Source organism: Streptomyces sp. NPDC027189, from assembly GCF_055566975.1.
Map to the genome: position 1 here is coordinate 213,122 of NZ_JBVHRI010000003.1, position 14,003 is coordinate 227,124.

At 69.3% G+C, this 14,003-nt stretch carries 11 protein-coding genes; all 11 read right to left on the minus strand.

The genetic code is table 11. The features are described 5' to 3' along the window. Positions 1-23: 23 nt before the first annotated feature. On the minus strand, positions 24-1,217 hold the full coding sequence (locus tag ACZ4RZ_RS08815) for an MFS transporter (RefSeq protein ID WP_467743671.1): 1,194 nt from the start codon (positions 1,215-1,217) through the stop codon (positions 24-26). Positions 1,218-1,442: 225 nt separating this feature from the next. Continuing rightward, positions 1,443-1,778, minus strand: a complete 336-nt coding sequence (locus tag ACZ4RZ_RS08820) for an RNA polymerase-binding protein RbpA (protein ID WP_003957010.1) — start codon at positions 1,776-1,778, stop codon at positions 1,443-1,445. A 236-nt stretch (positions 1,779-2,014) separates the two neighbouring features. Next, a complete protein-coding gene (secG, locus tag ACZ4RZ_RS08825; RefSeq protein WP_079054207.1) occupies positions 2,015-2,251 on the minus strand; it encodes a preprotein translocase subunit SecG in 237 nt (78 codons plus the stop codon). A gap of 110 nt (positions 2,252-2,361) precedes the next feature. After that, on the minus strand, positions 2,362-3,138 hold the full coding sequence (gene tpiA / locus ACZ4RZ_RS08830) for a triose-phosphate isomerase (protein WP_467743279.1): 777 nt from the start codon (positions 3,136-3,138) through the stop codon (positions 2,362-2,364). 5 nt (positions 3,139-3,143) lie between these two features. Next, positions 3,144-4,355: a phosphoglycerate kinase gene (locus tag ACZ4RZ_RS08835; RefSeq protein ID WP_467743280.1), complete on the minus strand. Its 1,212-nt coding sequence runs from the start codon at positions 4,353-4,355 to the stop codon at positions 3,144-3,146. A 128-nt stretch (positions 4,356-4,483) separates the two neighbouring features. Next, positions 4,484-5,494: a type I glyceraldehyde-3-phosphate dehydrogenase gene (gap, locus tag ACZ4RZ_RS08840; protein WP_467743281.1), complete on the minus strand. Its 1,011-nt coding sequence runs from the start codon at positions 5,492-5,494 to the stop codon at positions 4,484-4,486. A 190-nt stretch (positions 5,495-5,684) separates the two neighbouring features. Then, positions 5,685-8,639 carry a M14 family metallopeptidase gene (locus tag ACZ4RZ_RS08845; protein ID WP_467743282.1) on the minus strand — a complete coding sequence of 985 codons (2,955 nt, stop codon included), beginning with the start codon at positions 8,637-8,639 and terminating at the stop codon, positions 5,685-5,687. 162 nt (positions 8,640-8,801) lie between these two features. Next, positions 8,802-9,791 (minus strand): DNA-binding protein WhiA, encoded by a 990-nt coding sequence (gene whiA / locus ACZ4RZ_RS08850; protein ID WP_010987695.1) that lies wholly within the window; start codon positions 9,789-9,791, stop codon positions 8,802-8,804. Beyond that, positions 9,782-10,852 carry a gluconeogenesis factor YvcK family protein gene (locus tag ACZ4RZ_RS08855; RefSeq protein WP_467743283.1) on the minus strand — a complete coding sequence of 357 codons (1,071 nt, stop codon included), beginning with the start codon at positions 10,850-10,852 and terminating at the stop codon, positions 9,782-9,784. The genes whiA and ACZ4RZ_RS08855 overlap by 10 nt, the downstream gene beginning before the upstream one ends. Further along, the gene (rapZ, locus tag ACZ4RZ_RS08860; RefSeq protein WP_467743284.1) at positions 10,849-11,898 is read right to left on the minus strand and encodes an RNase adapter RapZ; all 1,050 of its coding nucleotides are present in this window, start codon (positions 11,896-11,898) and stop codon (positions 10,849-10,851) included. The genes ACZ4RZ_RS08855 and rapZ overlap by 4 nt, the downstream gene beginning before the upstream one ends. After that, positions 11,895-13,940 carry an excinuclease ABC subunit UvrC gene (uvrC, locus tag ACZ4RZ_RS08865; protein WP_467743285.1) on the minus strand — a complete coding sequence of 682 codons (2,046 nt, stop codon included), beginning with the start codon at positions 13,938-13,940 and terminating at the stop codon, positions 11,895-11,897. The genes rapZ and uvrC overlap by 4 nt, the downstream gene beginning before the upstream one ends. Between the last annotated feature and the right edge of the window lie 63 nt (positions 13,941-14,003).

Consider the following 14,003-nt stretch of genomic DNA (forward strand, 5'->3'; position numbering starts at 1 on the left):
GCTGCCGGTCCCAACCTAATTGATCAGGGCTTGACGTGAGCTGTCGTAGCGCCGTCGTCCGGCTCAACAACAGATACGTCCGGCTTGAGCGCAGGTATCAGCGAGGTGACGGCAAGGGCGAAGAGCACGGCCGCGAACAGGGCCGGACCGTTCAGCCCGTAGGCCCCCGCCACTGCTCCGCCCAGCAGGGCGCCGAGCGGGGCTCCGGAGGTCGAGGCGGTGCGGAAGGCGGAGCTGATGCGGCCCACCATGGATTCCGGGCCGCGCTGCTGCATCAGCGTGACCTGGTTGACGTTCCACACCATGTTCATCGCGCCGAGCAGCGTCATGCCCACGAGGAGTGCGCCCAGGTGACGGACGGTGCCCATGAGCACCAGGGACGACGTCTGGACGCACCCCGCCAGGAGCAGGCTGCGGGCCCGTCCGATCCGGTGGGCGACACGCTGGGCGACGAAGCCGCCGGAGAAGCTGCCCGCGGAGTACGCCGTCATCGCGGCCGCGTATCCCGCGTTCCCCGTGTGCAGCCAGCGCGTCACGTGCAGCACCAGCGTGGCGATGAGCGCGCCCATGCCGATGTTGCACAGCAAGGTGGCCGTACACGTCGCCCGCAGCACCCGGTCGCGCCACAGGGCACGCAGCCCCTCACCGATCTCGGCGCGCAACGTGCTCCCGGCCGGACGCGGCTCCCGCTCGGGCGCCCGTATCCGCAGGGAGGCCACGAGCGCGGCGGCGAGCAGATAGGTGGCCGCGTCCGCCGTGAACGGCATGGCGGCTCCGACGGTCAGCAGCAGCGGCACGAAGGGGCCCCCGAGCAGGCCTCCGGCAAGCTGCTGGCCGGTCATCAGCCGGGCATTCGCGCTGCCCAGGGCCTCGCGGGCCACCAGGGAGGGCAACAGGGCCGTGGAGGCGTTGTCGAAGAGCGTCTGGAGGGTGGTCAGCGTGAAGGCGAGGGCGATCAGCAGGACGACCGACGCGTGCCCGAGCCCGACGGCCAGCGCGAAGCAGGCCACCAGTGATCCGCGCACGGTGTCCACGGCCCACATCGCCCGGCGCTGGTCCACCCGGTCGGCGATCGCCCCGCCCAGCAGCCCGAAGAGGAGCCACGGGAGATAGCCGCAGGCCGTCACGGAGGCGATGACGAGCGGATCGTCGGTGAGCCGCACGGCGAGCAGCGGCAGCGCGGCGGTGCGCAGGGCGTCACCGAACCGCGACACCACGGCCGCAGTCCATAACCGCCCGAAGCCCCCGCGCCACGCGGGCGCCCGCACGCCCGCCACGTCCGTCGTCACAACGCCCCCTCCGGTTCTGCCACTTCAAGAACCGTAGAGGGCACCACTGACAATCGGCCTCGGCGGATCCGCCCACGGACGGCCACCTGCCGCGAGAACCGTACGAAACGGTTCCGGCCAGGCACCCGCAGGTGCCCGGCCGGTTCTCAACTTCTAAATCTCGCCCCGCAGTTTGGCGAGCGCCTCGGCGAGGATCGCCTCGCCGTCCGCGTCGCTGCGTCGCTCCCGTACATACGCGAGGTGCGTCTTGTACGGCTCGGTGCGCGGCGGGTCCGGCGGGTTGTCCCGGTCCTGTCCGGCGGGGAAGCCGCAGCGCGGGCAGTCCCATGTGTCGGGAACCTGCGCGTCGCTGGCGAAGCTGGGCTGCGTCTCGTGCCCGTTGGAGCACCAGAAGGAGATGCGCAGCCGGGGCGCGGACTCGCCGCGCTCGGCCTCGCCCATCGGCCCCGCCCCGACCCGGCTTCCTCGGATCGCGTTGCCACTTGCCACGGTCGTAACTCCCTGCGTAATGGTGCCGCGAAGCGAGTCGGCGTGACGCTTCGCTGCGAGCGCCTCAGTCTACGTAAGGCCCAACGCGCGTCCAGTGATTGGAGTTACACCCCCGCCTCTAGACGCAAGCCCCATGATAGGCCGCGCCCGAGGGCGCGTACCGGACATGGGGCCTTACGTGCGGAATGTGCTTGCGTAATGTGCAGTTGTGCGGCCGTACCGATGTCAGCCGGTAATCAGTTGTTGACCTTCATCAGGATGCCGAGCACGACAATGCACGCGAACCAGAGCAGACCGAGCACCACAGTGATGCGGTCCAGGTTGCGCTCGGCGACCGACGAGCCGCCGACGGACGACTGCATGCCACCACCGAACATGTCGGAGAGGCCGCCGCCCTTCCCCTTGTGCATCAGCACCAGCAGCATCAGCAGCAGGCTGAAGACGATCAGGGCGATCGAGAACCCCAAAACCACGGCTGGACCAACTTCCTCGGAACTGGATGGACGACGGGGGCCGGGTGGCACTCCACCTGGCCCCCGCAAGGGTACGACGGATCGCCGCTAGCGCATACTCACTGCTCGGCTCACTGGTCGCGGAACCGGACGATCTTGACGAACTCGTCGGCGTCCAGCGAGGCACCGCCGACCAGGGCGCCGTCGATGTCGGGCTTCGCCATGATCTCGGCGACGTTCCCGGACTTCACCGAGCCGCCGTACTGGATACGGACCTGGTCGGCCAGCTCCTGCGAGTACAGCTCGGCGAGCTTGCCGCGGATCGCCGCGCAGACCTCCTGGGCGTCGTCGGCGCCGCAGACCTTGCCGGTGCCGATGGCCCAGACGGGCTCGTAAGCGATCACGATCGACTCGGCCTGCTCGGCCGGGAGGCCCTTGAGACCGCCCTCGACCTGCGCAAGCGTGTGCGTGACGTGGTTGCCCGCCTCGCGGACCTCCAGCTCCTCACCGACGCACAGGATCGGGGTCAGACCGTGCTTGTAGGCGGCCTTGACCTTGGCGTTCACCAGCTCGTCGGTCTCGCGGTGGTACTGCCGGCGCTCGGAGTGCCCGATCGCGACGTAGGTGCACTTCAGCTTGGCCAGCATCGGGCCGGAGATCTCGCCGGTGTAGGCGCCGGAGTCGTGCGCCGAGATGTCCTGGGCGCCGTACTTGATCTTGAGCTTGTCGCCGTCGACCAGGGTCTGCACGGAGCGCAGGTCGGTGAAGGGCGGCAGGACGGCGACCTCGCAGGCCTCGTAGTCCTTGTCGGCCAGGGCGAAGGCGAGCTTCTGGACGTGCGCGATGGCCTCGAGGTGGTTGAGGTTCATCTTCCAGTTGCCCGCCATCAGCGGCGTGCGCGTGCTCATTGAGGTCAGTCCTCCAGTGCGGCGAGGCCGGGGAGCGTCTTGCCCTCGAGGTATTCGAGGGAGGCGCCACCGCCGGTCGAGATGTGGCCGAATGCCGTCTCGTCGAAGCCCAGGATGCGGACGGCCGCGGCGGAGTCGCCACCGCCGACGACCGTGAAGGCCGGGGAGTCGAGAAGGGCCTGGGCGACCGCCTTGGTGCCCTCGGCGTAGTCGGGGTGCTCGAAGACGCCCATGGGGCCGTTCCAGAAGACGGTGGCCGCGTCGGCGAGCTTCGAGGCGTACAGCTTGCGGGTCTCAGGACCGATGTCGAGACCCTCCTGGTCGGCCGGGATGGCGTCCGCGGCGACGGTGGTGGGGTTGGCCGGAGCCTTGGTCTTCAGGTCCGGGAACTCCGTGGAGACGAGGACGTCGACGGGGAGGACGAGCTCGACGCCGTTCTTCTCCGCACGCTCGATGTACTCCTTGACGGCCGGGACCTGGTCCTCCTGCAGGAGGGAGATGCCGACCTCGTAGCCCTTGGCCTTGAGGAAGGTGTACGCCATGCCGCCGCCGATGAGGAGACGGTCGGCCTTGCCGAGGAGCTGGTCGATCACGGCGAGCTTGTCGGAGACCTTGGCGCCGCCGAGCGCGACCACGTAGGGGCGCTGGACGTCCTCGGTGAGCTTCTTCAGGACGCCGACCTCGGTGGCGATGAGGTAGCCGGCGTAGTGCGGCAGGCGCGCCGGAAGGTCGTACACGGAGGCATGCTTGCGGTGCACGGCGCCGAAACCGTCGCCCACGTAGACATCGGCCAGGGCGGCGAGCTGGTCGGCGAACTCGCCGCGCTCGGTGTCGTCCTTGGACGTCTCACCAGCGTTGAAGCGCAGGTTCTCGATGACCGCGACCTGGCCGGGCTGCAGGCCGTTCACGGCGTCGTGAGCGGCGGGGCCGACGGTGTCCTGGGCGAACGCGACGGGCGCGCCGAGGAGTTCACCGAGGCGCTCGGCGGGCTGCAGCAGGGAGAAGGCCGGGTCCGGGGCGCCCTTGGGGCGGCCCAGGTGCGAGGCGACGACCACCTTGGCGCCCGCGTCCGCGAGGGCCTTGATGGTGGGCAGAACGGCGCGGATGCGGCCGTCGTCGGTGATGAGGCCGTCGGCCAGTGGCACGTTCAGGTCGGCGCGGACGAAGACCCGCTTGCCGTCCACGCCTTCGGCGAGAAGTTCGTCGATCGTCTTCATGAGTGGGCTCCTAGAAAAGCTCTTGTGATCCGAGAGGGCTGATCGATCAGTACGCGGCACAGGGCTCGGGCAGCGCGGCGTTGCGCTGCCCGAGCCCTGTGCTCACATCGAGGTGCCTGCTCTGGGACTTAGAGCTGGTTGCCGACGAAGACCGTGAGGTCGACGAGGCGGTTGGAGTAGCCCCACTCGTTGTCGTACCAGCCGAGGATCTTCACCGAGTTGCCCTCCTGGACCATGGTCAGGGAGGAGTCGAAGGTGCAGGAGGCCTGGTCGCCGACGATGTCCGAGGAGACGATCGGGTCCTCGGTGTAGGACAGGTAGCCCTTGAGGTCGCCGTCGTCGGAGGCCTTCTTGAACGCGGCGTTGACCTCGTCCTTGGTGACCTCGCGCTGCAGCGTCACGACCAGGTCGGTGGCCGAACCGGTCGGGACCGGGACGCGCATGGCGATGCCGTCCAGCTTGCCCTTGAGCTGCGGGAGGACCAGGGCGGTGGCCTTGGCGGCACCGGTGGTGGTCGGGATGATGTTCTCGGCGGCGGCGCGGGCGCGGCGCAGGTCCGAGTGCGGGAAGTCCAGGATGCGCTGGTCGTTCGTGTACGCGTGGACCGTCGTCATCAGGCCCTTGACGATGCCGAAGTTCTCGTCGAGCACCTTGGCCATCGGCGCCACACAGTTGGTGGTGCAGGAGGCGTTGGAGATGACGTGGTGGTTCGCCGGGTCGTACTTGTCCTGGTTGACGCCCATCACGATGGTGATGTCCTCTTCCTTGGCCGGAGCCGAGATGAGGACCTTCTTGGCGCCGCCGGCGATGTGCTTCTCGGCGTCGGCCTTCTTCGTGAAGATGCCGGTCGACTCGATGACGATGTCGACGCCCAGCTCGCCCCAGGGGATGTCGGCGGGGTTGCGCTCGGACAGAACCTTGATGGTGTGGCCGTCGACGGTGATCGTGTCGGCGGTGTGCGACACCTCGGCCTTGAGACGGCCCAGGATGGTGTCGTACTTCAGCAGGTGAGCGGTGGTCGCGGTGTCACCCAGGTCGTTGACAGCCACGATCTCGATGTCTGCACCCTGCTCCAGCAGCGCGCGGAAGTAGTTACGACCGATGCGGCCAAAGCCGTTGATGCCTACGCGGATCGTCACGAACCGATCTCCTCGTTAGGTACGCCGACTCAGACGCCGGCGAGTTGTATGGGATGTCCCCGACCGCCTCTGACCCTACCTCCCTGAGGCCCCCGTGGTGACATCGAGATGCCCCATACACGGCACGGTGTTCCGTACCCACCAGTAGGGGTACGGAACACCTCCGTGTTGACGTGCTCGTCACTCAGGGTCAGCGCTTCAGTGCCGTGAGCGCCTTCTTGACGAGGGCCGCGCGGTCGGCCGCCGCGGTGACGTGCTCAAGGCCGAAGCCCAGCAGCACGGTGTCATCCGTGGTGACGCCTCCGTACGTCTTGAAGAGCTCTCCATAGCGTGCCCAGTCCTTGAGGACGGCCGGGCTGCCCGCGGGCGGTCCGGGGACGCTCCAGGGACCGAGAGAGGTCTCGAAGCCCTCGGTCTCGGTGGCCGCGCCGCCGACGACGAGCGAGGCGTTGTCCGCGAGGACACCGTGGCCGCCGGTGTTCGGGTCGGTGATGTAGCTGAGCGAGACCTCGATCGACTTGCCGGCGTAGGCGCTCAGGTCGAAGTTGACCTGCTGCCAGCCGTTGGAGGCGCCGGTGAAACTGTTCCAGGACCCGCTGGTGCCGGTGTTGGCGCAGCCGGCGGAGCTCACCGTCAGGTACCGCTTGAGGGACGGGTGCGCCCTGACCAGGAATCCGGCCTCGCACTCCGCGGGGACCGCGTTGCTGGTGGCGCCGCCCGCCTCGGGAAGCGTCGTCCAGTCGTCCGCCCCGGTCGTGTGAACCTCGAGCACCGCGTGGTCGTAACCGGGCTCGGTGTCCCACAGGAGCTGGGAGCGCAGCGTCGGCTTGTCGGCCGCGCCGACACCGGTGAGGTCGATGGTGCGGGTGAGGCGCTTGTAGGCGTCGTCGGTGTGGACCGCGGCCGCCATGTAGGAGCCCGCGTAGGGTCCGTACGGGTTGACGGTCCCGGCGAACTGCCCCGCTCCCGCGCTCGACCCGAACTGCGGGTACTGCGCGGCGGGCAGCGAGTCCGAGGTGACGCCGTAGGTGCCCGCCGCGTTCAGCGGGTTGCCGGGCGCTTCGCCGAGCGCCCCCGTGAATCCGGCGAGCTTCCCGGAGCCGGTGTAGCCGGTGGCCCCCGGAGTCGACGTACGGGAGTAGGCGCCCAGGTAGTACTGGCTGAAGTCGTTCGACAAGGTGCCGCCGAGGTCGACGCTGCCGCCGGCCAGCTCGCCCGCCTCGATCAGCTTGCCGCCCTCATTGAGGAAGGCGCGCAGCCGGAGCTGCGTGGCGTTGCCCGGCCGTACGGCGCCCGTGTAGTGGACGACCGTCTTGAAGTGGTCGAGCACGCCGAGCGCGTCCGGTGCGCCCAGGGTCGCGACGTCCCAGACCAGGGGCTTCTTGCCGTTGGCCTTCAGCGCGTCGACGTAGGCCTGTGCCTGCGCGGCGGTCGCGCCCTCTTCGGCGACCACGAGCGTGTCGGCGCGCGGCCGTTCGGCCACGGTGTACGTGAAGTGCGTGCTGGAGGTGGGCTTCCCCCTCCTCGTCTCGCCCGTGAACCAGACCTCGACCTTGTCGCCCGGGTCGCCGTCCTGGACCGTGGCGCGGTACTCGTCGAAGTAGAGGTTGTCCTTGCCGCCGTAGGTCTCGCCGCCCCCCCAGGCATTGAGCGCCATGTCCTCCGTACGGCCGCCGTTGACGCGGTACTTGAGCTCCTTGTCGCGTACGGACTTGCGTACGACGACGGAGACCTCCTGGTCGGCGCCGCGGGAGTACGACGTGGAGAAGGCGGCCGGGGTGAAGTCGGGGGCGTCGATGCCGACCGAGGAGGACGGCTGGTCGGGGTGGGCCGCGGTCTCGGCGACGGAGAGCGCGAACGGGATGTTCTTCTCGAACTCCTGCTCAATCAGCTTCTCGTCGTCCGGGAAGGTGAAGACCGAGGCACAGTCGGCGGCGTTCCAGGCGTCGTTGGGGTCGAGGTTCGACGCCGTCTGGCAGGTCGACATCTCGGGGGTGAACATCGCCACGCCGTTGACGTTGCCCGCGTGGCCGTCCGCCTCACCGTTGGTGGTGTAGAGCTCGGAGGAGACCTGCGGGTGGTAACCCGGGATCGCCGAGTTCTCGGGGGTTCCGGCGAGCGCCTTGTAGAGCACGTCGTCCGGGGTCGGCGTCGCCACCTGCCAGCCCACTCCGTAGAGGAGCAGTTCGGCGGCGGAGTGGTAGTTGATGCCGTAGGTGAAGCCGATGCGCTTCTCGAAGGCGTCGAGGGCCTTGGTCTCGGGCTCGGAGCCGGGGCTCGTGCCGCGGTAGGTCTCGCTGGTGGGGTTGGGGGACGAACCCTCGTCGTCGTAGCCCCACTTGTAGGCGAAGTTGCGGTTGAGGTCGACGCCGTCGCCGGTGGAGATGGCGCCGTCGCCGTTCACGTCCCGCAGGTTCTTGCGCCACTGGCGCTCGTCCGTGCCCTTGAACGTGTAGTCGTAGCCGTCCGGATTGGCCGACAGGACGAACCACAGCTCGGTGGAGTCGACGATCTTCTTGATGCGCTTGTTCGTCGCATAGTTGTCCACGTAGTAGTGCATCAGACGCCGCGTCATCTCGGGCGTGATCCACTCGCGCGCGTGCTGGTTGGACATGTACAGCACCGACGGCTTGGCGCCGTCCTTGGTCTTCTTGGCGCCCTTGGTCAGCTTGAGCGCCAGGATGTCCTGACCGTTGACCGTCTTGCCGATGGAGACGACCTTGGTGAGGTCGGGGTGCTCCTGACCGGTCCTGACGATCTCCTCCTGCAGATTGCCCTTTCCGCTGTACGGGCGGAAGACGCCCTGGGCCGCGTCCTCGACGCGGTCCTCGGCCTTGGCGGAGAGCGTGTGCTCGGTGAGCTCGACGCCCTGCTTCTCCAGCTTCTTGGCCTGCTGGTCGGTGACGTAGACCTCGACGGCGCTCTTGCCGTTCTTCCAGGTCGTGTCGCCGAGTTCGTGGCCGTCCTGTCCGGCCGCGAGCAGCAGGGGTATCTGCTGCTTCGTGACCTCGGCGCGGAACACCTTCACGGCGTTCGCGTCGGGCTCGGGTGAACTGCCGCTCTGCGCCTGGGCGATGGGCGCCATGCCCGCACCGCCCAGCAGGAGCGCGCCCGTAGCGAGGATCGCTCTCGCTCTTCGTCTCATGAGCCCCCCTTGCACTGGTCCGCCACAGCAGCGAACAGATGCCAGGCTCATGACACTTCATGGTCAAGTCAAGGGCGCCTCAAGGACGCACAAACGCCGGTGCCGACTTCCCAAGTGGGGGTCGGCACCGGCGTGTTGAGCTTCTGGGGATCGATCGGGGGATCAGCCCGCCAGGTTGTCCGCCATCTCCTCGGTGAGGTTCGACTCGGTCCCGGGGATGCCGAGGTCCTGCGCCCGCTTGTCGGCCATGGCGAGCAGTCGACGGATACGGCCGGCTACGGCGTCCTTGGTCAGCGGCGGGTCGGCGAGCGCGCCCAGCTCCTCCAGGGAGGCCTGCTTGTGCTCCATGCGCAGCCGTCCGGCGGCCGCGAGGTGCTCCGGCACCTCGTCGGCGAGGATCTCCAGGGCGCGCTGCACCCGGGCCCCGGCGGCGACGGCGGCACGGGCCGAGCGGCGCAGGTTGGCGTCGTCGAAGTTGGCCAGCCGGTTCGCCGTGGCGCGGACCTCGCGGCGCATCCGCCGCTCCTCCCACGCCAGCACGGACTCGTGCGCGCCGAGACGGGTGAGCAGAGCCCCGATCGCGTCTCCATCGCGTACGACGACACGGTCCACGCCGCGCACCTCGCGGGCCTTCGCCGCGATCGACAGGCGACGGGCGGCGCCGACCAGCGCGAGCGCGGCCTCAGGGCCCGGGCAGGTCACCTCGAGCGAGGAGGAACGGCCGGGCTCGGTCAGCGAGCCATGCGCCAGGAACGCCCCGCGCCAGGCCGCCTCGGCGTCGCAGGTGGCCCCCGAGACCACCTGCGGAGGCAGCCCGCGGATCGGACGGCCCCGACCGTCGACGAGCCCGGTCTGGCGGGCCAGCTGGTCGCCGCCCGCGACGACGCGTACGACGTAGCGGGAGCCGCGGCGCAGACCGCCGGGCGCCATCACGATCAGCTCGGAACTGTGGCCGAAGATCTCCAGGATGTCCCGCTTCAGGCGGCGGGCCGCCATCGCGGTGTCCAGCTCCGCCTCGATCACGATCCTGCCGCTCACCAGGTGAAGGCCGCCCGCGAACCGCAGAATGGCGGAGACCTCCGCCTTTCTGCAGCAGGTCCGGGTGACGGGGAGCCGGGAGATCTCGTCCTTCACCGCTGCCGTCATCGCCATGGGCCGATCCTTCCATGCATCCGAAAAATACGGTCGTACGCGGCGGCCAACAGCTCCGGGTCGTGCCGCGGAGATCCATCGGTCCGGGCCACCGGCGCCAGCTCGACCGCGGCGCCGAACCGCTTGGCGGCGTCGGTGAGTGAGTCGCGGTCGGGCACAGCGGCCACGTCGGCCAGCACCACGTCCAGGGCGAGTTTAGGGGCGTGTCGTCCCAAAACCTCCAAATGACGCTGCGGGGAGAAGCCTTCGGTTTCTCCGGGCTGCGGGGCGAGGTTCAGCGAGAGTACCCGGCGCGCCTTCGTCTGGATGAGGGCGTCGAGCAACTCGGGCACGAGCAGGTGCGGGATCACCGAGGAGAACCAGGAGCCGGGGCCGAGGACCACCCAGTCCGCGTCGAGGACGGCCGCCACGGCCTCGGGGACGGCCGGCGGGTCGTGCGGCACGACGTGCACGGACTGCACCTCACCGGGCGTGAGCGCCACCGTCGCCTGGCCTCGTACCGTCTCGACGTCATTCGGCCGCTTCGGGTCGTGTCCCTTGACCAGGGCCTGGAGCTCGAGAGGTACGGCCGACATGGGCAGCACGCGGCCGTGCGCGCCCAGGAGCTTGCCGACCAGGTCCAGGGCCTGGACGTGGTCGCCGAGCTGCTCCCACAGGGCGACGATCAGCAGATTGCCGACCGCGTGCTCGTGCAGGTCGCCCTGGGACTGGAAGCGGTGCTGGATGACACGGGCCCAGGTCTGGCCCCAGTCGTCGTCGCCGCACAGCGCGGCCAGGGCCTTGCGCAGGTCGCCGGGCGGGAGCACGCCCAGCTCGTCGCGCAGGCGCCCGCTGGAGCCGCCGTCGTCGGCCACGGTGACGACGGCGGTGAGGTCGCCGGTGATCCGGCGCAGCGCGGCGAGCGAGGCGGACAGGCCCATGCCGCCGCCGAGGGCGACGACCTTGGGCTGGGTGCCCCGGCGGCGCGGCTTCGCGCCGCGCGCCGCGGCGGGCTTGCCACCGCGTCCCTCGGGGGTGACGCGGCGCAGCCTGCTCAGCCGCAGAGCAGCACGTCCGGTCACTCGCGCCCCATGTCCCGGTGCACGACCACGGTCTCCACGCCCTGGGAGACGAGACGGGCGGCGAGCTTCTCGGAGGTGGCGACCGATCGGTGCTTGCCGCCGGTGCAGCCGACCGCGATGGTCACATAGCGCTTGCCCTCACGCCGGTACCCCGCCGCGATGAGCTGGAGCAGCTCGGCGTAGCGGTCGAGGAACTCCTTGGCGCCGGGCTGGTTGAAGACGTATGCCGCGACCTCCTCGTTCAGGCCGGTGAAGGGGCGCAGCTCGGGGACCCAGTGCGGGTTGGGCAGGAAGCGCATGTCCACGACCAGGTCGGCGTCGACCGGCAGGCCGTACTTGAAGCCGAAGGACATGACGGTGGCCCGCAGCTCGGGCTCCTCCTCACCGGCGAACTGGGCGTCCATCTTGGCGCGCAGCTCGTGCACGTTCAGGCTGGAGGTGTCGATCACCAGGTCGGCGTCGCCGCGCAGCTCGCGCAGCAGCTCACGCTCGGCGTCGATGCCGTCCACGATGCGGCCGTCTCCCTGGAGGGGGTGCGGGCGGCGTACGGACTCGAAGCGGCGCACCAGGGCCTCGTCGGAGGACTCCAGGAAGACGATCCGCCGGGTGACGTGCTTCGACTCCAGGTCGGCGAGGGACTCGCGGAGGTTGTCGAAGAAACGGCGGCCGCGTACGTCGACGACGACCGCGATCCTGGCCACGTTGCCCTGGGAGCGGGCGCCGAGCTCCACCATGGTGGGGATCAGCGCGGGCGGCAGGTTGTCGACGACGAACCAGCCGAGGTCCTCCAGACACTTGGCGGCCGTCGACCGACCCGCTCCGGACATACCGGAGATGATCACCAGCTCGGGGATGGCCGCCTCGGGGACCGCGGCCGATTCGATACCCGTACCCACCTGTGCTCCGTCTTCCTGGGGCGCTTCGTGCTCCAGGTGATCTTCGCCTGTTTCCTTGTGTGCTTCGTGTGCTTCGTGTGCTTCGTGTGCGTCGTGCACTTCCTCGCCCAGCGCCGGACGTTCCTCTTCGCGCGCGTCGTTCTCGGTCATCTCTCCTGCCCCCGTCGCTCGTCCGAGGCGCCCGCGGTCACGGGCTCCTCTGAGGAGCCCGCCGTCGTTTCGGGCTCCCTGTCTTCCTCATCTCCCATGATCTCTCCAGTCGCCGTGTTCACGGCGGGTGCGGCCGGGGCCGCCTGGGCGAGGGCCACGGCGATCGTCTCGGCCGTCTTGCGGCCTATGCCGGGAACCTCACAGATCTGGTCGATTGTCGCGGATCGCAGCTTTTTCACCGAGCCGAAGTGCTTGATCAGCGCCTGCTTGCGCGTCTCGCCCAGGCCCGGCACATCGTCCAGCGGGCTCGCCCTGAAGCGCTTGGCCCGCTTGGTGCGCTGGTAGGTGATCGCGAAGCGGTGGGCCTCGTCACGGACCCGCTGAAGCAGATACAGGCCCTCGCTGGTGCGCGGCAGGACCACCGGGTCGTCCTCGTCCGGCAGCCACACCTCCTCCAGGCGCTTGGCGAGGCCGCATACGGCGATGTCGTCGATGCCGAGCTCGTCGAGGGCCTTCTTGGCTGCCGCGACCTGCGGCTGGCCGCCGTCGACCACGACGAGCTGCGGGGGGTAGGCGAAGCGCTTTGGGCGGCCGTCCTCCTCGGTGAGCCCGCTCTCGCCGTCGGCCCACTCCCCCGTCCTCTCCTTCTCGGCGAGGTAGCGCCTGAAGCGGCGGGTGATCACCTCATGCATGGAGCGGACGTCGTCCTGGCCCTCGAAGCCCTTGATCTGGAATCGCCGGTACTCGTTCTTGCGCTGGAGCCCGTCCTCGAAGACGACCATCGACGCCACGACGTCGTCGCCCTGGAGGTGCGAGATGTCGTAGCACTCGATCCGCAGCGGTGCGCTGTCCAGGTCGAGTGCCCCGGCGATCTCCTCCAGGGCGCGCGAGCGGGTGGTCAGGTCGGAGGCACGCTTGGTCTTGTGCAGCGCGAGTGACTGGAGAGCGTTGCGCTGCACGGTCTCCATGAGGGCCTTCTTGTCGCCTCGCTGCGGGATGCGCAGCGACACGTTCGACCCGCGGCGCTCGGTGAGCCACTCCTGGACGGGCTCCAGCGGGTCGGGCAGCGCCGGGACGAGCACTTCCTTGGGGACGGAGTCGCCCGTCTCCTCCCCGTAGAGCTGCTGGAGCGCGTGCTCGACGAGGTCACCGGTGGTGACGGCCTCCACCTTGTCCGTGACCCAGCCGCGCTGGCCGCGCACGCGACCGCCGCGTACGTGGAAGATCTGCACGGCCGCTTCCAGCTCGTCCTCGGCGACGGCGATCAGGTCGGCGTCGGTCGCGTCGGCGAGCACGACCGCGCTCTTCTCCATGGCCTTCTTCAGGGCCTCGATGTCGTCGCGCAGGCGGGCCGCCCGCTCGTACTCCATCTCCTCGGCCGCGTCCGTCATCTGCTTTTCGAGTCGGCGGATGTACGTCCCCGTACGCCCGGCCATGAAGTCGCAGAACTCCTCGGCCAGGTCACGGTGTTCCTCGGCGGACACGCGCTCGACGCAGGGTGCGGAGCACTTGCCGATGTAGCCGAGCAGGCAGGGGCGGCCGGTGCGGGCCGCGTTCTTGAAGACGCCGGCGGAGCAGGTGCGGACCGGGAAGACGCGCAGCAGCAGGTCCACGGTGTCGCGGATCGCCCACGCGTGCCCGTACGGACCGAAGTAGCGCACGCCCTTGCGCTTCTGGCCGCGCATCACCTGGACGCGCGGGAACTCCTCGTTCATCGTCACCGCGAGGTACGGATAGCTCTTGTCGTCGCGGTACTTGACGTTGAACCGGGGGTCGAACTCCTTGATCCAGGAGTACTCCAGCTGAAGCGCCTCGACCTCCGTGGACACGACCGTCCACTCCACCGACGCGGCCGTCGTGACCATGGTGCGGGTGCGGGGGTGCAGGTTCGCCAGGTCCTGGAAGTAGCTCGCCAGGCGCTGGCGCAGGCTCTTCGCCTTTCCGACGTAGATCACCCGGCGGTGCTCGTCGCGGAATTTGTACACCCCGGGAGAGTCCGGGATCTGTCCCGGCTTGGGGCGGTAGCTGGAGGGGTCGGCCATGTCACACACCCTACTGGCGAGGGCTGACAGCGCGGCGACCCTGTGGACAAGGCCCGGGGCCCT